The 19966-nt window shown below is 62.8% G+C and carries 19 protein-coding genes and 2 pseudogenes; 11 read left to right on the top strand and 10 right to left on the bottom strand.

Annotated elements, in window-relative coordinates; all coding sequences use genetic code 11:
* Positions 1 to 91 precede the first annotated feature (91 nt).
* The 3 genes from rsxB to C8K18_RS24010 all read left to right on the top strand — a co-directional run bounded on the left by rsxB (position 92) and on the right by C8K18_RS24010 (position 2264).
* Complete coding sequence (gene rsxB / locus C8K18_RS24020) at positions 92 to 1009, top strand: electron transport complex subunit RsxB (RefSeq protein ID WP_107710269.1); 918 nt, start codon at positions 92 to 94, stop codon at positions 1007 to 1009.
* Positions 1010 to 1049: 40 nt separating this feature from the next.
* Positions 1050 to 1694: an endonuclease III gene (gene nth, locus C8K18_RS24015; RefSeq protein ID WP_006048367.1), complete on the top strand. Its 645-nt coding sequence runs from the start codon at positions 1050 to 1052 to the stop codon at positions 1692 to 1694.
* A 135-nt stretch (positions 1695 to 1829) separates the two neighbouring features.
* Positions 1830 to 2264: a DUF1841 family protein gene (locus tag C8K18_RS24010; RefSeq protein WP_006048368.1), complete on the top strand. Its 435-nt coding sequence runs from the start codon at positions 1830 to 1832 to the stop codon at positions 2262 to 2264.
* Positions 2265 to 2359: 95 nt separating this feature from the next.
* Here C8K18_RS24010 and C8K18_RS24005 read toward each other — a convergent pair whose 3' ends face one another.
* Both C8K18_RS24005 and C8K18_RS24000 read right to left on the bottom strand, forming a co-directional pair.
* Entirely contained in the window at positions 2360 to 2743 is a 384-nt protein-coding gene (locus C8K18_RS24005) for a c-type cytochrome (protein ID WP_006048369.1), read from the bottom strand.
* A 58-nt stretch (positions 2744 to 2801) separates the two neighbouring features.
* Entirely contained in the window at positions 2802 to 3170 is a 369-nt protein-coding gene (locus C8K18_RS24000) for a c-type cytochrome (protein WP_107710271.1), read from the bottom strand.
* Positions 3171 to 3482: 312 nt separating this feature from the next.
* Here C8K18_RS24000 and C8K18_RS23995 point away from each other — a divergent pair, with 312 nt between their 5' ends.
* The 5 genes from C8K18_RS23995 (at position 3483) to C8K18_RS23975 (ending at position 8766) form a co-directional block, all read left to right on the top strand.
* Positions 3483 to 4325, top strand: a complete 843-nt coding sequence (locus C8K18_RS23995; protein ID WP_006048371.1) for a MoxR family ATPase — start codon at positions 3483 to 3485, stop codon at positions 4323 to 4325.
* Between the two features lie 56 nt (positions 4326 to 4381).
* Entirely contained in the window at positions 4382 to 5557 is a 1176-nt protein-coding gene (locus C8K18_RS23990; RefSeq protein ID WP_006048372.1) for a VWA domain-containing protein, read from the top strand.
* Positions 5558 to 5624: 67 nt separating this feature from the next.
* The gene (locus C8K18_RS23985; RefSeq protein WP_107710273.1) at positions 5625 to 6845 is read left to right on the top strand and encodes a benzoate/H(+) symporter BenE family transporter; all 1221 of its coding nucleotides are present in this window, start codon (positions 5625 to 5627) and stop codon (positions 6843 to 6845) included.
* A 263-nt stretch (positions 6846 to 7108) separates the two neighbouring features.
* Positions 7109 to 8062 (top strand): transaldolase, encoded by a 954-nt coding sequence (gene tal, locus C8K18_RS23980; RefSeq protein WP_006048374.1) that lies wholly within the window; start codon positions 7109 to 7111, stop codon positions 8060 to 8062.
* A gap of 284 nt (positions 8063 to 8346) precedes the next feature.
* On the top strand, positions 8347 to 8766 hold the full coding sequence (locus C8K18_RS23975) for a VOC family protein (protein WP_006048375.1): 420 nt from the start codon (positions 8347 to 8349) through the stop codon (positions 8764 to 8766).
* 53 nt (positions 8767 to 8819) lie between these two features.
* Here C8K18_RS23975 and C8K18_RS23970 read toward each other — a convergent pair whose 3' ends face one another.
* The 5 genes and pseudogenes from C8K18_RS23970 to C8K18_RS33795 form a co-directional block, all read right to left on the bottom strand.
* Entirely contained in the window at positions 8820 to 10001 is a 1182-nt protein-coding gene (locus C8K18_RS23970; RefSeq protein WP_029969984.1) for an FUSC family protein, read from the bottom strand.
* Between the two features lie 116 nt (positions 10002 to 10117).
* Positions 10118 to 11668 (bottom strand): monocarboxylate uptake permease MctP, encoded by a 1551-nt coding sequence (mctP, locus tag C8K18_RS23965; protein WP_006048377.1) that lies wholly within the window; start codon positions 11666 to 11668, stop codon positions 10118 to 10120.
* Positions 11668 to 11907, bottom strand: coding sequence for a DUF3311 domain-containing protein (locus tag C8K18_RS23960; RefSeq protein WP_006048378.1), 240 nt, complete (start codon positions 11905 to 11907; stop codon positions 11668 to 11670). Before C8K18_RS23960 ends, mctP begins: the two co-directional genes overlap by 1 nt.
* Before the next feature lie 492 nt (positions 11908 to 12399).
* A complete protein-coding gene (locus C8K18_RS23955; RefSeq protein WP_107710275.1) occupies positions 12400 to 13335 on the bottom strand; it encodes a spermidine synthase in 936 nt (311 codons plus the stop codon).
* Positions 13332 to 13484, bottom strand: a pseudogene (locus C8K18_RS33795) (DNA-deoxyinosine glycosylase); the annotation flags it as partial. The pseudogene C8K18_RS33795 and the gene C8K18_RS23955, both read right to left, overlap by 4 nt.
* A 107-nt stretch (positions 13485 to 13591) precedes the next feature.
* Between C8K18_RS33795 and C8K18_RS23945 the strand changes: the two are divergent.
* Both C8K18_RS23945 and C8K18_RS23935 read left to right on the top strand, forming a co-directional pair.
* Entirely contained in the window at positions 13592 to 14755 is a 1164-nt protein-coding gene (locus C8K18_RS23945) for a hypothetical protein (RefSeq protein ID WP_132384615.1), read from the top strand.
* A gap of 327 nt (positions 14756 to 15082) precedes the next feature.
* Positions 15083 to 16171, top strand: a complete 1089-nt coding sequence (locus C8K18_RS23935) for a hypothetical protein (RefSeq protein WP_107710281.1) — start codon at positions 15083 to 15085, stop codon at positions 16169 to 16171.
* 36 nt (positions 16172 to 16207) lie between these two features.
* Here the strand turns inward: C8K18_RS23935 and C8K18_RS23930 are convergent, their stop codons facing one another.
* Both C8K18_RS23930 and C8K18_RS23925 read right to left on the bottom strand, forming a co-directional pair.
* A complete protein-coding gene (locus C8K18_RS23930; protein WP_107710283.1) occupies positions 16208 to 16681 on the bottom strand; it encodes a DNA-deoxyinosine glycosylase in 474 nt (157 codons plus the stop codon).
* Positions 16682 to 17401, bottom strand: coding sequence for a chorismate lyase (locus C8K18_RS23925; RefSeq protein WP_107710285.1), 720 nt, complete (start codon positions 17399 to 17401; stop codon positions 16682 to 16684).
* Positions 17402 to 17639: 238 nt separating this feature from the next.
* On the opposite strand from C8K18_RS23925, the gene C8K18_RS23920 reads away from it, so the two are divergent.
* Positions 17640 to 18146 carry an OmpA family protein gene (locus C8K18_RS23920; protein ID WP_006048382.1) on the top strand — a complete coding sequence of 169 codons (507 nt, stop codon included), beginning with the start codon at positions 17640 to 17642 and terminating at the stop codon, positions 18144 to 18146.
* A gap of 86 nt (positions 18147 to 18232) precedes the next feature.
* Here the strand turns inward: C8K18_RS23920 and C8K18_RS23915 are convergent.
* Positions 18233 to 19956, bottom strand: a pseudogene (locus tag C8K18_RS23915) (hypothetical protein).
* Between the last annotated feature and the right edge of the window lie 10 nt (positions 19957 to 19966).

Here is a 19966-nt window from a genome sequence, read left to right as displayed (position 1 = left end):
CCGAGACGCGCTTGAGTCGCCTGCTAGTCGCCTGCTAGTCCTTTGCTGCTCCCCCGCGAGTCCCCTGCCCGGCCTTGCTTCGCCCCACCTTGTGACCGTGACACTGATTAAAACACTCGCAGATCGCATCGAAGATCTGCTTCCCCAGACGCAATGCACCAAGTGCGGTTATCCGGCGTGCCGTCCGTATGCCGAGGCCGTCGCGTGCGGCGAAGCGAGCTACAACCAGTGCCCGCCGGGCGGTGCCGAAGGCGTCGCGCGGCTGGCCGCCCTGCTCGGCAAGCCGGTGATTCCGCTTAATCCTGCCAATGGCGTCGAACGGCCGCGGCCGCTCGCGGTCATCGACGAACAGATCTGCATTGGCTGCACGTTGTGCATGCAGGCGTGTCCCGTCGACGCAATAGTTGGGGCACCGAAACACATGCATACGGTCGTCGCGGAGCTGTGCACGGGTTGCGACCTGTGCGTGCCGCCGTGTCCCGTCGATTGCATTTCGATGCAGCCCGTCACCGGCGAGGCGACCGGCTGGGACGCATGGAGCCAGCCGCAGGCCGACGCGGCGCGCGAACGTCACGAGCGGCGCGACGCGCGTCTCGCGCAGGAACGCGAAGCCGCCGAAGCGCGTGTTGCGGCGCGGCGAAGCAGCGCGGGCGCTGTTGGCACGGCTGTTGGTGAACCGCCGGCCAGTGCGCCGCCGGCTGGTGCGTCTGCGTCAGCGGCGGCGGCATTGTCCGCGCCGGCAACTGACGACGCCGAAGCGAAGAAGCGCGCGATCATCCAGGCCGCGCTCGAACGCGCGCGCAAGAAGAAGGAAGAACTGGCGGCCAAAGGCCAGGCGCCGTTGAACACCGAGCACGTCAGCGCGGACGTGCAGGCGCAAATCGACGCAGCGGAAGCGCGCCGACGCCGCCTTGGACTCGCCGACAACAACGACAACAACAACGCCGACACCGACACAGCCGCCGCGAACACGCCGCCAATCCCGGCCGGCACGCGCAATCCACGCTAACGCCAACTGCAACCGCCTCCGCCCACTCAGCCCGCCCAGCATGAACGCGAACAAACGCCGCGCCATCTACGAAACGCTTCAGAGCCTCAATCCGCATCCCACCACCGAACTGGAGTACACGACACCGTTCGAACTGCTGATTGCCGTGCTGCTGTCGGCGCAGGCCACGGACGTCTCAGTGAACAAGGCGATGCGCAAGATGTTTCCGGTCGCGAATACGCCGCAGAAGGTGCTCGAACTCGGCGAGGAAGGCGTCGCGAACTACATCAAGACGATCGGCCTGTACCGCAACAAGGCGAAGAACGTGATCGCGACTTGCCGCATCCTCATCGAGCAGTATGGCGGCGAGGTGCCCGAGGACCGTGAGGCGCTGGAAAGCCTGCCGGGCGTCGGACGCAAGACGGCGAATGTGATTCTGAATACGGCGTTCGGTCATCCGACCATCGCCGTCGACACGCACATCTTTCGGGTTGCGAATCGAACCGGGCTCGCTCCCGGCAAGGACGTCCGCGCGGTCGAAGCGGCGCTCGAAAAATTTACGCCCGACGAGTTCAAGAAGGACGCGCATCACTGGCTGATCCTGCACGGCCGCTATGTTTGCAAGGCGCGCCGGCCCGAGTGCTGGCATTGCGCGATCGAACCGCTGTGCGAGTTCCGGCCGAAGACGCCACCGCCCGATCTTTGAGCCGGCGCACGCTCAGCGGGCGCACGCTCAGCGGACCACGGCAGTGGCGCGTAAAATGATCGCTCGTGTGCGCCGCATGCTGTGCGCCGCCTGCTTCTCCCACTCTCACTCCCCACTCAAGACACCCGTCCCACGATGTTCAATCCGAGCCGCGACGAAGTCCGTCAATTCTTCACCGAGACCTGGCGCAAGCAGCGCGAAGGCGCGATCCTGACGCCGCTCGAAGCGATGGCCGCCGACTGGATCGCCGAGCATCCCGAGTATCACGCGGAGCTGACCGATGCCGAGGCCGCCCAGGCGCAGGACTACTCGCCCGAGCGCGGACAGACCAATCCGTTCCTGCATCTGTCGATGCATCTGGCCATCAGCGAGCAGTTGTCGATCGATCAGCCGCCCGGCATCCGCGCCGCGCACGAGCGTCTTGCCGCGCGCCTCGGCTCCGCACACGACGCGCAGCACGCGATCATGGAGTGCCTCGGCGAAACCATCTGGGAAGCGCAGCGCACCGGCCTGCCGCCGGACACCGACGCGTATCTGCAACGGATCGAACGGCGCGCGACACGCGATTAACGCCGCATAGCGCGAACCTGAAACCCGCGCGCCAAAGCAAAACACCCCGCGAAAAGCGGGGTGTTTTGCAATCGATCGCTCAAACGGCGGCGCGCTTACTTCTTCTGCACCAGATCGCCCTTCAGCGATTCGACATAAGCGGCGATGTCTTTCATGTCCGATTGCGACAGGCTTTGCACCTGAGCCTGCATGATCGCGTTGTTGCGGCCCATGTGCGGGTTGCCGTTGCCCATCTGATACTGACGCAGCGCCCAGTAGACGTAATCGGCGTGCTGACCGGCGAGCTTCGGATACTCCGGGCTCACCGGCTTGTTCAGGTTCGGACCGTGGCATGCCGCGCAGTTGTGGCTCTCGGACAGCACCTTGCCGTTGCCGGCGTCGGCCGCGTGGGCGACGCTCGCTGCAACCAGACCGAATACTGCCGCCGACGCGCATGCAGCCTTGAACACCGTGTGGAGTGCCTGTTGGGGCTTATTCATGAATTCTCCTATCCCGCGAATTTAATAGCCGTGTGACTGGTTGGATAACCGCAGCCGGTCACTTGTCGGGATTGTTTTTCGATGAGGAATTTTGCGCCGCGTAGTAAGCAGCGATGTCGGCGATGTCCTGATCCGATAGCGACGCGGTGATCGCGTGCATCGTTTCGAAGTGGCGGTCGCCCTTCTTGTAGCCGCGCAGCGCGTTTTCGAGGTACGCCTGGTTCTGGCCGCCTAGCATGGGCACGCGATACACCTCAGGATAAGCCGTGCGATATTCAGGGATACCGTGGCAGCCAATACACATCGCGACCTTGCCCTGGCCCGCTTTCGCGTTGCCGACGACATCCGCTGCCTGCGCAATGGCCGCATAGCCCGCGAGCACCGACAGCGCTGCGATCACGACGTGTTTGCCGACGAATTTGTTCATAGCATGTAACCTGGCTTGAGGGGAAACGGGCGCCCAAAAAGGCAACGGCCCGCGCCGTTTTTCTTATAGGGAGCCACGCAGGCCAAAAAAATCGGGCTAATTGTACCGCGACGCCGCGCCGAACGTCCACCGCGCGGGGCGCACGGCCCGGCGCGGCTGCCTGCGCACGGCGCCGCGCCACGCTGCGTCACGTTTGCGCGGCCACGCGAAGCACCGCCCACAGCGCGGCTGCAACCTTACGCGAGGCGGTTTCAGGGCAACAGGGCTTCTGACTTATACTGGGTTTTTTCCCACGCCAGAGAGCACCTCGCCATGCGTTTCGAAGGCTCATCGCAGTACGTCGCCACCGACGACCTCAAGCTCGCGGTCAACGCCGCGATGACGCTCAAGCGCCCGCTGCTGATCAAAGGCGAGCCGGGCACCGGGAAAACCATGCTGGCCGAAGAAGTCGCCGCCGCGCTCGGCATGCCGCTTCTGCAGTGGCACATCAAGTCGACCACCAAGGCGCAGCAAGGCCTGTACGAATACGACGCGGTCTCGCGCCTGCGCGATTCGCAACTCGGCGACGAGCGCGTCAAGGACATCCGCAACTACATCGTCAAGGGCGTGCTGTGGCAGGCGTTCGAGTCGGACGAGCAAACCGTGCTGCTGATCGACGAGATCGACAAGGCCGACATCGAATTTCCGAACGACCTGCTGCGCGAGCTCGACCGCATGGAGTTCTACGTGTACGAGACGCACGAGCTGATCCGCGCGAAGCAGCGGCCGCTCGTCATCATTACGTCGAACAACGAGAAAGAGTTGCCCGACGCGTTTTTGCGCCGCTGCTTTTTCCACTACATCAAGTTTCCCGATCCGGCCACGATGCAGCAGATCGTCGAGGTGCATTACCCCGGCATCAAGAAGGATCTGCTGGCCGCGGCCATGCAGAGCTTCTTCGAACTGCGCAACGTGGCGGGGCTGAAAAAGAAGCCGTCCACGTCGGAATTGCTCGACTGGCTCAAGCTGCTGCTCGCCGAAGACATTCCGCCCGAAGCGCTGCGCTCGTCGGATCAGAAGCAGATCATCCCGCCGCTCGCCGGCGCGCTGCTGAAGAACGAGCAGGACGTGAGCCTCTTCGAGCGGCTCATTTTCATGAATCGCAATAACCGTTGAATCCCTATTGAGCGATATCGGGCGCTCTTGAGTGCTCGCGCCGCAGAGGACCCAGCATGCTGATCGACTTCTTCTACTCGCTGCGCGCCGCGAAGCTGCCCGTGTCGGTGAAGGAATACCTGACGCTGCTCGAGGCGCTCAAAGCCAACGTGATCGCGCCGTCGCTCGACGATTTCTACTACCTCGCGCGCATGACGCTCGTGAAGGACGAGCAGTATTTCGACAAGTTCGACCAGGCGTTCGGCGCGTATTTCAACGGCGTCGCGAAGGCTTCGGAGCTTGCCTTCGACGTCCCGCTCGACTGGCTGAAAAAGAAGCTGCAACGCGATCTGTCGCCCGAAGAAAAAGCGCAGATCGAAGCGATGGGCGGCATCGACAAGCTGATGGAACGCCTGAAGCAGCTCTTCGACGAGCAGAAAGAGCGGCACGAGGGCGGCAATAAATGGATCGGCACTGGCGGCACGTCGCCGTTCGGCAATGGCGGCTATAACCCGGAAGGCGTGCGCATCGGCGGCGACTCGGCGGGCAATCGCACGGCGGTCAAGGTCTGGGAAGCGCGCGCCTATCGCGATTACGACGATCAGGTCGAAATCGGCACGCGCAACATCAAGGTGGCGCTGCGCCGCTTGCGCCGCTTCGCGCGCGAAGGCGCGGCCGAAGAGCTCGACCTGCCCGACACGATCCGCAGCACCGCCGCGAACGCCGGCTGGCTCGACCTGAAGATGGTGCCCGAGCGGCACAACAAGGTGAAGGTGCTGATGCTGCTCGACGTCGGCGGCTCGATGGACGATCACATCAAGCGCACCGAGGAGCTCTTTTCCGCCGCGAAGGCCGAGTTCAAACACCTCGAGTTTTATTACTTCCACAACTGCGTGTACGACTTTCTGTGGAAGAACAACCGCCGCCGTCACGCCGAGCGCACGCCGACGTGGGACGTGCTGCACAAGTTCACGTCCGACTACAAGCTGATCTTCGTCGGCGACGCGACCATGAGCCCTTACGAAGTACTGCAACCGGGCGGCTCCGTCGAATACAACAACACCGAGGCCGGCGCCGTGTGGCTGCGCCGCCTCGCCGATCATTTCCCGCATCACGCGTGGCTCAATCCCGAACCGGAAGGCTTGTGGGCGTATCGCCAGTCGGTCAGCGCGATTCGCGACGTGCTCGGCCACCGCATGTATCCGCTCACGCTCGCGGGCCTCGAGTCCGCGATGCGCATGCTGAGCAAATAGACCCACCGAAACGCACCCGCCCCACTCGCCCCCCCCGCCCCACTCTCAACGACAAGAAAGCATTGGCATGAACCGCTCGTCTTCGCCTGAACTGGCCAACTCCGGCATCGCGCCGCGCCGCTTCAATCCGTTCGCCGACACCTCCCTATCGGCCATCGTCGCCGGCTTCGTCGCGATGATGACGGGCTACACGAGTTCGCTCGTGCTGATGTTTCAGGCGGGCCAGGCCGCGCACCTGAGCAACGCGCAGATTTCGTCGTGGATCTGGGCGTTGTCGATCGGCATGGCGGTTTGCACAATCGGGCTGTCGCTGCGCTTTCGCGCGCCGATCGTCATTGCATGGTCGACGCCCGGCGCGGCGCTGCTCGTCTCGTCGCTGCCGCATGTGCCTTACGCGGAGGCGATCGGCGCGTTTATCGTCTGCGCGTTGCTGCTGACCGTCGTTGGTCTGACAGGATGGTTCGATACGCTGATGAAGAAAATTCCGGCGGGCATCGCGTCGGCCTTGCTGGCGGGCATCCTGTTCGAGATCGGCATTGAGATATTTCGCGCCGCGCAGTTCCAGACCGCGCTCGTGCTGACGATGTTTCTGACCTACCTGATCGTCAAACGCGTCACGCCGCGCTATGCGATTCCCGCGACGCTGATCGCCGGCACCGTTGCCGCGGGCGCGCTCGGCCTGCTCGATTTCAGCCACTTTCAGATCGCGCTCGCGCATCCGGTGTTCACGATGCCGGCGTTTTCGGTGGCCGCGAGCATCAGCATCGGCATTCCGCTTTTCGTGGTCGCGATGGCTTCGCAGAACGTGCCCGGCATCGCCGTGCTGCGCGCGGACGGCTACACGACGCCCTCGGCGCCGCTGATTTCGACGACCGGTATCGCGTCGCTGCTGCTCGCGCCGTTCGGCTCGCACGGCATCAATCTTGCCGCGATCACGGCGGCCATCTGCACCGGCCGCGAAGCGCACGAGAACCGCGACAAACGCTACACGGCCGCGGTCTGGTGCGGCATTTTCTATCTGATCGCCGGCATTTTCGGGGCGACGATCGCGGCGCTGTTCGCGGCGTTCCCGCGCGAGCTGGTCGTTTCCGTGGCGGCGCTGGCGCTGTTCGGCTCGATTATGAGCGGCCTGACCAACGCGATGCAGGACGCGAGGCAGCGCGAAGCGGCGCTCGTGACCTTCATGGTGACGGCGTCGGGACTGACGCTGCTGTCCATCGGCTCCGCGTTCTGGGGCCTGGTCGCGGGCGTGCTGACGCAGGTCGTGTTGAATGCGCGGCGTGCCTGACGCCAGGCGGCAGCACGCGGCGGCGCAAGCCGTGCGGCGCCGCGGCGCACGGTCGCTGAAATAGCCGTGAACGGATCGGCGGCGCACACTGTCAATACTGCATCAGGCGATCCGCCATAAAATAGAAGCATCCGGCAGCGTTTCCCGGCAACATCGGGTGAGCGTTGCAGCGTGACTCGCGGCCGCCGGCCTGAAGCGGTCTTTCAATCCGGCGGCGACTCATTCCCCCTGAACCACGGCGCATGCGCCCTGAAGGCACGAATATGACAACCGCACTCGATCAACTCAAGCAGTACACGACCGTCGTGGCCGATACCGGCGACTTCCAGCAGCTCGCGCAATACAAGCCGCAGGACGCGACCACCAATCCGTCGCTGATTCTGAAAGCCGTGCAGAAAGACGACTATCGTCCGCTGCTCGAAAAGACGGTGAAAGATCACGCGTCGAAGCCAATGGGCGCGATCATCGACCAGTTGCTGATCGCCTTCGGCACCGAGATCCTGAAGATCATCCCGGGCCGCGTGTCGACCGAAGTGGACGCGCGTCTTTCGTTCGACGTACAGGCCTCGATCGCCAAGGGCCGCGAACTGATCGCGCTGTACAAGGAGCACGGTATCGATCGCGAGCGCGTGCTGATCAAGCTGGCTTCCACGTGGGAAGGCGTGCGCGCCGCCGAAGTGCTGCAAAAGGAAGGCATCAACTGCAACATGACGCTGCTGTTCTCGCTCGCCCAGGCCGCGGCCTGTGCCGAAGCGGGCGCGAAGCTGATCTCGCCGTTCGTCGGACGCATTTACGACTGGTATAAGAAAAATGCCGGCAGCGCGTGGGACGAAGCGAAAGACGGCGGTGCGAACGATCCGGGCGTTCAGTCGGTGCGCCGCATTTACGGCTACTACAAGAAGTTCGGCTACAAGACCGAGGTGATGGGCGCGAGCTTCCGCACCACGGGTCAGATTCTGGAACTGGCCGGCTGCGATCTGCTGACCATCAGTCCGGATCTGCTGCAAAAGCTGCATGAAAGCACGGACAAGGTGGAGCGCAAGCTCTCGCCGGAAAGCTCGCAGGACGCCAATATCGAGCGAGTGCCGGTCGACGAATCGTCGTTCCGCTTCCTCGTCAACGACGAGGCGATGGCAACCGAAAAGCTGGCCGAAGGCATCCGCGCGTTTGCGGCGGACGCGGTCAAGCTGGAAAAGCTGATCGAAGCGCTGCGTTAAGGCGCTGGACGGCAGACTCGCCGCCATCCATCGTGCGATTCAATCATGCGGCCCCGAACCTTGCGGTTCGGGGCCGTTTGCTGTTTACGGCCGGTCGTTTTATCGGCTGATTCACTCGTTTTTTTGTGCAGCGCGGTGATCGCGCGAGTCGTCTTTTCCGCACGACACAAAGTCACAAACGCCCGAACGCCGTTGCCTAAAATGGTCTGCACGCCCGCGGTTTCCGCAGTTTCCTTTGCCGTCTGGCAGCGCGGGCATTCACATCCTTATTTCTGGAGGCAACGATGGAAGTCCAACCGTACGTATTCTTCAACGGGCGTTGCGAAGAAGCGCTCGATTATTACCGCCAGCATCTGGGCGCCGAAGTCACGTTCATGATGCGTTTCAAGGACGCGCCGCCCGATCCGCAAAACACGCCGCGCCCCGGCGTCGAAGAAAAGATCATGCATGCGAACGTGCAGATGGGCTCGACTCAATGGATGGCGTCCGACGGCAACTGCGATCAGGACGCGAAGCCGATGAGCGGCTTCAGTCTGTCGCTGACCGCGGACGATACGGCGTCGGCGCAAAAGTACTTCAACGCGCTCGCCGACGGCGGCCAGATCGTCATGCCCTGGGGCGAAACGTTCTGGAGCAAGGGCTTCGGCATGGCGGTGGACCGCTTCGGTCTGATGTGGATGGTGACGCTGCCGCCGCATGAGTGAGCGGTGGTAGACCGCGGTGGGCGGCGGTGGGCGCTAGCGTCGGCCGCCATCGCCTAGGTCTTCTGCAGAATCCGCGAGTGCCGCTCGATGTTCCAGTTCGGCTCGGTCTCGAGGAGCGCCGCGCGTAAGCGCTCGATCTGTTCCGCGAGCCGCTGCCCGAGCCAATACGGTCCTTGCAGATCGGGCGGCAAGGCGAGCGCCGCGTTGCCCGTCGTCGGCGCGGGCGGTGAGCCGGGCGGCGACGCGGACGCACTATCGGTCAACGCAGCGCCGCTTGCCGACGTACCACTCACCGGAATCCCAAAGTGCGTCGCGCGGCCAAAGCGCAGGCCGCGCGCAATCGCCAGCAAAATCGTACGCACGGCCCGCACTTCCGCGCCGCATCGCTGCGCATACGCGGCGCGCGCGGCGGCGTCGGCCTGCATCAGCGGACCGGTCGCGAGCAGCTCCAGCGAACTGAGCACCGAGCGATGCAAGCGCTGAATCTCCTCGAGCTTCGCCTGCGGCACATCGATTTCCTTCGCCACCGAAGGCATCAGCGAGCGCAGTTGCACGAGCCGCCGGTTGATCTCGAGAAAGCGCTTGACCTGCTCTTCGTCGCCGATCGTTTCGCCTTCCAGCAAACGCGTATAGATGCGCGCGCATTCGCGCAGATTGGCCGCGATCCCGTAGCGCCAGGAATACGTCGCGTGCAGCGGCAACGCGAACGAAAACGCGAGTGCGATCACGATGCCGATCAGCACGTTCAGCGTGCGCCACAGGCCGACGTCGATCACATTGTCGCCATGACCCGCGACGATGCACATCGTGATGGCCGTCAACAGACCGATATATCCCGACGCGCCGATAGCGAACCACGCGCAGATCGCCGCGACGATCGACATCAGCACGTACGTCAGCGGCAACGAGCCGATGAGATTCTGCTGCACGATCAGCAGCAAGCCGATCGACGCGCCCAGCAGCGTACCCGCGGCGCGCTCCGCGGCCTTCTTGCGGATATTGCCGTGATGCTGCAATCCGCCGATCACGACCAGCAACGTCACCGACGACCAGATGCCGTGCGGAATGTCGATACCGGTGGTCGCGAGAATCGAGAACAGCATCGCCAGTCCCACGCGCAGACTGTGCAGCACTTTTGCGTGCCGGTAGCGGTAATACGGCGACGTGACCGCGCGAACCATGCGGCTCACCGCCGAGCGGCGCGGAACGACGGTGCGGGAATCGGCAGAAGCCATGGCGGGAGCGGCAGCGCTTTTGGAGGTAGTTCCGCTATCCTGCCCTGGACTGCGCCGCAAATACAAACGCCCGCGGAGTTTCGTCCGCGGGCGCCTGGGTTAGGTTGCGTCGGGTCTTAGCTTTCCACGACGTCCAGATAGTCTTCCGGACGCGTGCGGTCTTCGGCGCGCTGCATGCCGAACGCGCGCACCAGCAGGCTCACCACCACGGCCACGACCAGATTCACGATCAGCGACCACACCGCCGCATAGCCCGGAATCGCCATGCCGAACAGGTGAATCGTGAAGATCGAGCCGGCGAGCTTCAGCGAAATCGCCATCCACGTACCCGTTGCGATGCCGACTGCCCAGCCGATCAGCAAGCCGCGATAGTCGAGCACGCGCGTGTACAGTCCGAGCACGATGGCCGGCAGCGTCTGGATGATCCAGATACCGCCGAGCAGCTGCAACTGGATCGCATACGTGAGCGGCAACGCCAGAATGAACGCGACCGCGCCGACCTTGACGATCAGCGACACCAGCTTCGCGACGTTGGTCTCCTGCTCGTGCGTCATGTTGCGGTTCACGAACTCCTTGTGGATGTTGCGCGTGTACAGGTTCGCTGCCGCAATCGACATGATCGCCGCCGGCACCAGCGCGCCGATGCCGATCGCCGCGAACGCCACGCCGACGAACCACGACGGGAAGAAGTGCAGGAACAGCGCCGGCACCGCGAAGTTCGGGCCGAACGCCTTGAAGTACGGCGCGAATTCCGGCATGTCCTTCACGCCCGAAGCGAGCGCCATGAAGCCGAGCAGCGCGAGCAGGCCGAGCACCAGCGAGTAAGCCGGCAGCATCGCCATGTTGCGGCGGATCGTGTTGCCCGATTTCGACGACAGCACCGCCGTGATCGAGTGCGGATACAGGAACAGCGCGAGCGCCGAACCGACCGCGAGCGTCGCGTACGCGCTATAGCCGTTCAGACTCGACACGTCCGGCGCTTTCAGCAGCAGCTTGGCCGGCGGCACCGAGCCGAAGATGTGGCTGAAGCCGCCGAGTTGCGGCGGAATCACGATGATCGCGGCGAAGATCGTGATGTAGATCAGGACGTCCTTGACGACCGCGATCATCGCCGGCGCACGCAGGCCCGACGTGTACGTGTAGGCGGCAAGAATCGCGAAGGCGATGATCAGCGGCAGGTCGCCGACAAAGCCCTTCGTATCGAAGCCGAGCGCGCCGATCACCACTTCGATGCCGACCAGTTGCAGCGCGATGTACGGCATCGTCGCGACGATGCCGGTCACGGCGATTGCGAGCGCGAGCATGCGGCTGCCGTAGCGAGCCGACACGAAGTCCGCCGATGTCACGTAGCCCTGACGTTTCGCGATGCTCCACAACTTCGGAAACACGACGAACGCGAACGGATAGATCAGGATCGTGTACGGCAGCGCGAAGAAACCCGTTGCGCCGGCACCGAATACAAGCGCGGGTACGGCGATAAACGTGTACGCGGTGTACAGGTCGCCGCCCAACAGGAACCAGGTGACGATGGTGCCGAAGCGCCGGCCACCCAGGCCCCACTCTTCGAGATGAGCGAGATCGCCGCGCCGCCAGTGCGCCGCGACGAAGCCGAGAATCGTGACCCCGATGAAAAACAGAACGAAGACGAAAGTTGCGATGGCGTTCATTATCGTGCGTCCCCTTGCGGACGGCCCGCCGAGCGCGTCTTGGTCTTGAAGTACACGATCGCCGTGATGACCGCGCTGATCAGCACCCAGAGGAGCTGATACCAGTAGAAGAACGGAAAATCGAACAGCACCGGTTCGACCTTGTTATACGACGGCACCCAGACCATGGCGATCCAGGGCAACAGCAACAACCAGAGCCAGTGCTTGCTGGCCTTGTTCGCGTCGGCGTCGTGAGCCATGACGTCTCCTCTTCCCTATTATTGAAATGTTGGCCCGTGTTCGACGGGTGGTGAACCCCCAAAGCGGAGAGCCGCCTCGCGGTAGCACGCCCGCGGAGGATCGCCCCGCATGGGACACGAGTGCCCCGAAAGCTTCGAAAGAGTATAGGAGCCGCGAACGTGCGGTCAAGCAGGGACGACCCCGAGGCGAAGGCGCGGGTGCTGGAGTGCGTGGGGCGGTGTTTTAGCGGATGCGGATGGCGCTGCGGATTCCAGTGCGGAGGGGGAAACAACTGAAGCAGCCGACGCCGATGCACGGCGCCGTGGTCGAACGCCCTTCGTTTGCGCGGCCGCGCCGGTGGTTCTGGCGACCTTCCCGAATCGTCGAGCGAGTCCCGCGCCGCTTCGATGCGCGACGGATGGCGGGCCCGCAAAGTGTCGCTGGAATGCGACGGTTGGCTGGTTACGATGCCGGACCTTCGCGGTCCGGCACTTCCCTGCGACTGGCCGGGATCAGATGGCGAACGACGCGCCCGTCTGTCCCGTCGACTCCTGCAGCCCCTTGATCCACTTGCGCGCCGGCAAGCCGAGCTCGGCTTCGATCAGCTTCGCGCGCGCTTGCAGCGCCGTGAACGGCACGTCGAGCGCGGGACCGGAGAACGCGATCGCGATGCGGTTGCCGTCGTGCACTTCGGGCAGCGCGACCACGCGGCCGTCGAACGCTTCGTTCAGGCGTTTCATATTGCGCACGAAGCTCGGGTGATCGCCGAACAGATTGACCGTGACCACGCCCGCATCGGTCAGACACGCGCGCGCCGCACGGTAAAAGCCGACGCTGTCGAGCACGGGACCGCGCGCCGTCGCATCGTAAATGTCGATCTGCAACGCGCCGATCGTGCCGTGGTTCGCGCGGTCGTTGACGAAGTCCCACGCGTCCGTCTCATGCACGGTGAGGCGCGCGTCGTCTTGCGGCAGCTCGAACATCGTGCGCGCGGCGATTACGACGGCCGGGTTCACTTCGACCGCCTCGACCTTCGCGCGCTTCAGGAAGCGGTGCGCGAACTTGGTCAGCGCTGCGGCACCGAGCCCGAGTTGCACGATGCGCTTCGGCGTTTCGATGAAGAGCAGCCACGCCATCATTTGCTGCGCGTATTCGAGCTCGATGTGGTCGGGCTTGCGCAGACGCATCGCGCCTTGCACCCATTCCGTGCCGAAGTGCAGATAGCGCACGCCGCCCTCTTCCGAGAACGTGACCGGCGCAAAGCGCGGCTTGCGCGGCGCTTCGATTTGCGGCGCGTCGTGGAGGTCGTCGCGCAGATCGTTGCGCAGATCGTTGTTATGCGACGCGCGTTTCTTGTTGCGCGCCGTTGCGTGTTTGCCCGCGCCATCGGCGTTGCGATTGCGGAATGCACGCGCTTCAGCCGACGCGCGCTTGATGAGTTTCGTCATGTAAGGATGTCGCGCCACAGGCGCAATTTTTGATCGAACGAGAGCATAGCATTCGCGGGACTCGACGAAGGCAGCACGAGCGTCGTGTAACCCGCCGCGCCGATCACGGGCGCGAAGCGGCCGGCGGTCTTGCCGTTGAAGCAGACTTTCTAGGTCTTTTTCGCGGTTACGCTGTGACTGATATTTACATATAGGCTCAGAGACATACGGTACATTGACGTGCAGTTGAAAGCGAATTTTCATTCGGACAAATGCAATGACAAAGTCATCCGGTCACAGACGTTCGCAACGCATTCCACCGCCGGTCCAATTGCGGATGTTTCGCCCGATTAGCTGGTACAACTCATCGCGCACATCCGCCGGTGAATATATTTGCCACATTTCCCGCGAACTTGGTCGCTTGGGTATGGACGTCGATGACATCGAATCGCATGACCGGTCCAGACACGGACAGACCGTCTTGTCAGATCTGATCAGCTGGATGTCGGACCCTGCCAGCAATGCTTTCTCAAAACTTTTTGACTGGAAGACATTAGACCTCGCGCAAATGCAATTGCGCTTGGGGCAAAACTCGTCGGCGAAGCCACGCATCGAGTTGTCAGCGCACATTACCAAGATGAACAATCTTTCAGTGCGCTGGCATCCGGGCGGCTGGAAGCAATCCTATTTTGATTGGAACGCAACGGGTCGCAATTACTTTAACCTGATTTCGCAAAAGAAGTGGCCTCATCCACCGGATTTCCACTGGTTCGAGGGTGACGAGTCGTCGACCTTTAATAGCCGTGCTTCCAATGAGCTCATGTACATTCGTGGCGTAGGCAATCTCGAACCAGAGCCCGAACAAAAATACGGCCCTTACGCTACCTACAACCGTGACGTCGTCGCATCAATCTTGATATGCGCCGTGCGCTCCGCCTATGAGGGCTTGATTGAGCGGCTCAGATGCACTTTTGAAGTCGACGTAGTGGACGCCTTCCATTTCGAGACTCGCGAGGAGCCAGAGGGAGACGATGCGCGTTCGATTCGTCGTGTCATAAGTTGGAGCCTCGAAGATGCCAATGAACTCCGTGTGCGCCGGGAACAAGAATTAGCCGCAGCGCAAGAACAGAAGGATCGGTCAGATCTCGCCAATATCACGTCGATGTACGGTTTTACGCCCGAAATGTTTGTCGACGCGCTTGTTCGGAGCTCTTCGACCCGAACATCCGCCTCGAGGCCATCCGACGAAACTGTGAATCGCAAAGCTGCCAAAGACTTGCGCGGCAAGGGATTCAACGTCGATTCCGCGAAGGTGCGCCGTATTCGCCAACTGATCGAACACTTCACGCCGGAAATGCTGCCAGAGGCGCTAAAACCGGTGACGATCCCGCAAGCGGAATTGCCCCCTGGCAACATCGTGGACATAGCGTCTTTTCGCTAGTGTCAGTCGCGGCGATTGCCGCGCTTCGACAGGCAAACCACGCCGATAACAAACACGAAGCGGCGCGTGGCCTTTCCGTTGCAGTGGGCTTGCACAGCTTCGGCGAGTGCTCGCGCAGCGAAGCAAAGTCGTTCGGCTCCGTGTTGCGGATCGCCGCGGCACTATCCGTACCTTCCGTTAAACATTGAGGAGATCGCCTTGTCTCATCGGTACCCGCGCAGCCATTTTACAAAGGTGCTTCATCGCATCTGTGGTCGACTCGATGAGCGACCTGCAACCGAGGTGCAATGGGTCGAGCGGTTTTTATGGATTAAACGTCATTGCCACATGACCGAAGTTCTACGAGTATGGGCATTTGGCTCGTACGCGCGCGGCGCATCGGATTGTGGAGACCTTGACCTCGTCGTGGAAATCGCGAGCGAGGCACAGCCACCTGCACCGGCCGTGTATCGCATCTTCTTCGGAAGCGCTCGCGACGTGCGCATCTATCTCGGCACGCCCCCGAAAAACGGGTCTGGAATCGAGATCACTGATCCTGTGCTGCTTTGGAATGGAAGGGATTATGACTGGCGTGCCGCAATAGGGGGAATAAAGGAAGATTCCACGGCGACTCGATTCTGGCGGCCCGTCGACAGACTTCCATTTCGCCTTGAGCAGCTAGCAACCGATGTCGAAGGTCTCGAACAAATCGTGGAAGCGGAAAAGGACGGCTTGATCAAATGGGCAATCTCGCCTCTTCCCGATCTCATTGACGACGACGAACTTGGTGATTCGGGTGCACACTTTATGCGACAGGCACAATACGTCGGCACCAAGACACGAAGGATGGCAAGACATATCCTTGCCTATATGCGTCCACGCGAAAGATGGTTTGGCGCTCGCGCCCATTGGGACAGGAGCGACATAACGTGGGGTGGATGCCGCATTCTGATAGGTACGCCGTACGTGCCGTTACATTGGCTGGACCGGCTCGATGTATTTGAACTGGTCATCGCGCCGCATATCGGTCGCCGAGGGCCCAACGGAATATGGAGCATCGCAAGGTCGGACAATCATCCGATCGTGCGCCGACTAATGGACGTCGAATTCTTTTCCCATGGATGGGGCGACGACTTCGAGCCCCTGATAATTGTTCAGGAGCTGGACTCCGACGACGAGATCTATTTGGTTGAGTTATTCCGTAATGAAGCGGCTGCGGTCAAAGCGGCCAAAGACAATTACGACGATGACTTTCCGAATGTCCAGCGTGTATCCGGAGACAACCTGCTTGCTTTGCTTGCGACGGCGGATGTCATTCAAATTGACGATAGAGTGTTTGCCCGATCTCATCAAGGGAAAAAGGTATACGAACTGGATCGTGTAACGCCCTCCGACGAGCTAATGGACATTATCACGGGATTGACAGCAAGCCCTTGACCAACTCAGAAAGTTCGCGACGTCGGCGCCTAAAGATCATGTAAGGATGTCGCGCCACAGGCGCAATTTTTGATCGAACGAGAGCATAGCATTCGCGGGACTCGACGAAGGCAGCACGAGCGTCGTGTAACCCGCCGCGCCGATCACGGGCGCGAAGCGGCCGGCGGTCTTGCCGTTGAAGCAGACTTTGCGCAGCGTCGGCGAGTGCTCGCGCAGCGAAGCAAAGTCGTTCGGCTGCGCGTTGCGGATCGCCGCATCGAGACTGCCCTCGCGATGACACGCGGCGAGCACGTCCCAGACGCCGATGCCGTGCGACAGGAGCCGCCGCAGCCGCTCTTCGTAGGCGAGTTCGGCGAACGGCTCGTCGAGCACCGCGCCAAGGAGGCGCCAGAACTGGTTGCGCGGATGCGCGTAGTACTGCGTCGCCGCAAGCGACGCCTCGCCGGGAAAGCTGCCGAGAATCAGCGTGTGCGTGTCGGCCGCGACGACGGGAGGAAAGCCGCGCAACATTTAGCGGCTCCGTTCGCCGGCAACACGCGTCGCGGGATGCGCGCGCGAAGCCGTGTGCTCGAGCGGGCGGCCGTGTTCGCGCCAGCGCGGATGGCCTGCGTTAATCACGTCGGCCGCATCGGTGGCGTTCAAATCGGGACGGACCTCGCGCTCGCGCTTCGACAGCGCGGCGACATGCGCCCACAGCGCCGGCAAAAAACACTCGGTGACCATCAGCGGCGCGCCATGCCGCTCGAACACGGAGCGGCGCGCGACCAACGCATGCGGCGGCATCCCGTCGACTTCTCGCGCGGCGAGCCGGTACAGCGGATGTCGCGCGGTCACGCGCCGGCTGACCAGCGCCGAACGCGCGACGCCGCTGTCGCTATACAACAGTTCGGCGAGCGGCCGCGTGCGCAAACGCCGCGTGGCCTGCCACACGCCGACGCTCGCGGCGAGAGGCGCGACGCTGTGCGCGGCGACGAACGGCACGGCATCGACCGACAACACGACCTCGCGCCACCACACCGGCGAGCGCATGCGAAGACCCAGCGCGGCGTGCTCGTCGGCCCACGGCAAGGCCACGCCTTCACGCGTGACGCGCACCGCGACCGCGCCGAGCGCGCGCAGATGCGCGGTCAACGAACCACCGCGGGTCAACCAGTCTTTCTGCGCAGCGCTAAAGCCAGGCAAGGGAGCGACGCGCCAGTGCGCGTCGGCGGCATCGAAACGGATAGACATGGGTTCGGATTATAACGGCGCGCCTGTCGGACCATTCCCCAGCGCGCACGCGCATTTTCCGCCAATCAGCGGTAACGGCCGCATAAGCATCAAACCGCTGAATCATGCCCTCGATTTCGGAAAGGTCCGATTCTCTGCCGACCGCGACGCACGATACAACCTCCGTGCTTTACGAACCGGCGATTCGCCCACTGTCGACGGGCTCGCCCCTGATCCGCAAACGAACGAGAGGACAAACATGAAAAAACTTCTGGCTGCCAGCGCCTGCGCAATGTCGGTACTGTTGATGGCAGGTTGCAGCGCGCCGCTGAACCGCGACACCGAGACGTCGTTGAACCGGGCCGCGGGCATCGAGGTCGCGCCCGTCGCGGACGGCGTCGCCGTCAAGCTGCCCGAGAAAGCGCTGTTCGACTTCGACAAGTCGGCAGTGCGCGCCGATGCGAGCGCGGTCGTCGACCGTTCCGCCGTGCTGCTCAAGCGCAGCAAGAAACCGATCATCGTCGAAGGTTATACGGACAATGTCGGCACGCTCGAATACAACCAGCAACTCTCGGAAGCGCGAGCGGTCGCCGTGGGTTACGCGCTCGTCGGACGCGGTGTGCCGATGGAGCGTGTCCGCACGAAGGGCAATGCGTACAACAATCCGATCGCGAGCAACGACACGCCGGAAGGACGCGCGCTCAACCGTCGCACGGAAATTGTCGTGCGCGGCGAGACGATGGAAACGTTGATGGGCAAGAAGTAAAGGCCTCGTCTTCGGCCTGGCCGCCCGAAACCGGGGCATCGCGCCGGGTCGAAAATCTGAAGCCGGATGCGCCCCACGCATCCGGCTCATTCCCCGACATACTCCCGCAGCGCTTGCGCGACATCGGCCAGCACTGCGTCCCACTGGTTCAACTCGCGCTGTCTGAAAAGGCGCATTGACGGATACCACGGACTATCGTCGCGCGCGACCATCCAGCGCCAATCCGTGAATGTGGGTACCAGCACCCAGACCGGCGTGCCGCACGCGCCCGCCAGATGCGCAACCGCCGTGTCCACCGTGATTACAAGATCCAGCGATTGAACGATCGCGAGCGTGTCCGCGAAGCCATGAATCTCAGGGCCGAACATATGTATCTCTATACCCTCTGGCCCAACCGCCGGGTCGTGTTGCACGTCGCCCTTCTGTAACGAAAACCAACGCACGCCAGGCTGCTCGAGAAGCGCCCGCCATGTCGAAGCGGAATCGACCGATAGCGATCGAGTTCATATCCAGGATTGCCTGCCCATACGATGCCGACACGCTTTCTCAACGGCCGATGCGCCTGCCCGGTACTTAGCGCCTGCACTCGGTTACGCCAGAACTGCAGCTTCGCGGGCTCCGCTTGCAGGTACGCCGTGGCGAGCGGCAACATGCACAGTTCCAGGTCCATACGCGCGGGCATCTGCAGCATGCGGCACCAGTAGTCGTACGGACCAGGCGGCGCAGTGGTCCACGCGGCATGCACGCCGGCCGCGTGGCGCGCTACTTCGCCGAGCGGCTCGTCGACCCAGACGTCCACTTGCGCGCCTCGCCGATGCAGCCAGTCGGCCATGCGCAGAAACTGGATCTGATCGCCCAGTCCCTGCTCGCCGACCAGCAGAAACCGGCAGCCGAGCAACCGCTCGCCTTGCCACTGCGGATAAGCCGGCCGAACCAGGCTGTGGTTTTCGGGCAGTTCGTCATGCCAACGATACTGCTTCCAACCTTGCTCGAAATCGCCCGCGCGAAGCTGTGCCGCGGCGAGGTTGAACTGCATCAGCGCATTGCCGGGCATCAGGCGCGCGGCCTCCGCGCTGTGCCTGTGCATCTGCTCGAACTCGCCCAGCATGTTGAGTGCAAATGATGCGTTGTGATGCAGCCAGCCGTCGTTCGGATCGACGCCGACGCCCTGCCTCGCGACGCTGAGCGCATCGGCAAAACGCTGCGCGCTGTTCAAAGCGAACGCGAGTTGACGAAGCGCGGCGGAATCGGCAGAACAACGTGCGCGCAGCGCGGGCAATAGCGCGTGGAGTTCCGGATCGCGCTGAGCTTTGGACAATGCTTCGACCAGCGCCGACGCGTCTGCAACGTTCGACGCGTCGAGCGCCCAGGCACGCAGCCAAAAGTCCGCTGCCTCGGCATGCTGCTCTCGCTGCGTGCAGATTTCCGCGAGTGCGCGAACCGCATGATGCAGCGTCGGCTCGAAACTGAGCGCGCTCAGATAGTGCCGGCGCGCCTCGCCGAGGCGTGCAGAAACCTTCAGGCAGTCCGCGAGATTCCGATGCAGACTGGCACTGCCGCCGCTCATGCCGAGCGCCCGATAATAGAACGCCTCGGCCGCAATCCGGTCGCCGCGCAGCGCCGCAAGCAGCCCGCGGTGCTCCCAGATGTCGGCTCGCTCCGGTGCAGCATTCAATGCGCGATCGAGTTGCTCGCAGGCTAGCTCGAGCGCGCCGTCGCGGAAAGACGCAAGACCGAGTTGATGCAATGCGTCGGCATCGCCTGACAGCTTCTGGCTCGGGGACGAACCCGCTGATGCTGAACTGCTCATGGCTGGCCCG

The organism is Paraburkholderia sp. GV068 (assembly GCF_003058125.1).
In the GTDB taxonomy this organism is placed as follows: Bacteria; Pseudomonadota; Gammaproteobacteria; order Burkholderiales; family Burkholderiaceae; genus Paraburkholderia; species Paraburkholderia graminis.
The sequence above is the reverse complement of the archived record's forward strand: the minus strand, read 5'-3'. Positions and strand labels throughout refer to the sequence as shown.

Coding starts and splice junctions, on each gene's coding strand:
- C8K18_RS23935 (WP_107710281.1), top strand. CDS start 15,083: ATGACCGAAGTTCTACGAGTATGGGCATTTGGCTCGTACGCGCGCGGC.
- C8K18_RS23985 (WP_107710273.1), top strand. CDS start 5,625: ATGAACCGCTCGTCTTCGCCTGAACTGGCCAACTCCGGCATCGCGCCG.
- C8K18_RS23930 (WP_107710283.1), bottom strand. CDS start 16,681: ATGTTGCGCGGCTTTCCTCCCGTCGTCGCGGCCGACACGCACACGCTG.
- C8K18_RS23960 (WP_006048378.1), bottom strand. CDS start 11,907: ATGGCTCACGACGCCGACGCGAACAAGGCCAGCAAGCACTGGCTCTGG.
- C8K18_RS24005 (WP_006048369.1), bottom strand. CDS start 2,743: ATGAATAAGCCCCAACAGGCACTCCACACGGTGTTCAAGGCTGCATGC.
- C8K18_RS23925 (WP_107710285.1), bottom strand. CDS start 17,401: ATGTCTATCCGTTTCGATGCCGCCGACGCGCACTGGCGCGTCGCTCCC.
- C8K18_RS23945 (WP_132384615.1), top strand. CDS start 13,592: ATGACAAAGTCATCCGGTCACAGACGTTCGCAACGCATTCCACCGCCG.
- C8K18_RS24010 (WP_006048368.1), top strand. CDS start 1,830: ATGTTCAATCCGAGCCGCGACGAAGTCCGTCAATTCTTCACCGAGACC.
- mctP (WP_006048377.1), bottom strand. CDS start 11,668: ATGAACGCCATCGCAACTTTCGTCTTCGTTCTGTTTTTCATCGGGGTC.
- C8K18_RS24000 (WP_107710271.1), bottom strand. CDS start 3,170: ATGAACAAATTCGTCGGCAAACACGTCGTGATCGCAGCGCTGTCGGTG.
- nth (WP_006048367.1), top strand. CDS start 1,050: ATGAACGCGAACAAACGCCGCGCCATCTACGAAACGCTTCAGAGCCTC.
- C8K18_RS23955 (WP_107710275.1), bottom strand. CDS start 13,335: ATGACGAAACTCATCAAGCGCGCGTCGGCTGAAGCGCGTGCATTCCGC.
- C8K18_RS23995 (WP_006048371.1), top strand. CDS start 3,483: ATGCGTTTCGAAGGCTCATCGCAGTACGTCGCCACCGACGACCTCAAG.
- C8K18_RS23970 (WP_029969984.1), bottom strand. CDS start 10,001: ATGGCTTCTGCCGATTCCCGCACCGTCGTTCCGCGCCGCTCGGCGGTG.
- tal (WP_006048374.1), top strand. CDS start 7,109: ATGACAACCGCACTCGATCAACTCAAGCAGTACACGACCGTCGTGGCC.
- C8K18_RS23920 (WP_006048382.1), top strand. CDS start 17,640: ATGAAAAAACTTCTGGCTGCCAGCGCCTGCGCAATGTCGGTACTGTTG.
- C8K18_RS23975 (WP_006048375.1), top strand. CDS start 8,347: ATGGAAGTCCAACCGTACGTATTCTTCAACGGGCGTTGCGAAGAAGCG.
- C8K18_RS23990 (WP_006048372.1), top strand. CDS start 4,382: ATGCTGATCGACTTCTTCTACTCGCTGCGCGCCGCGAAGCTGCCCGTG.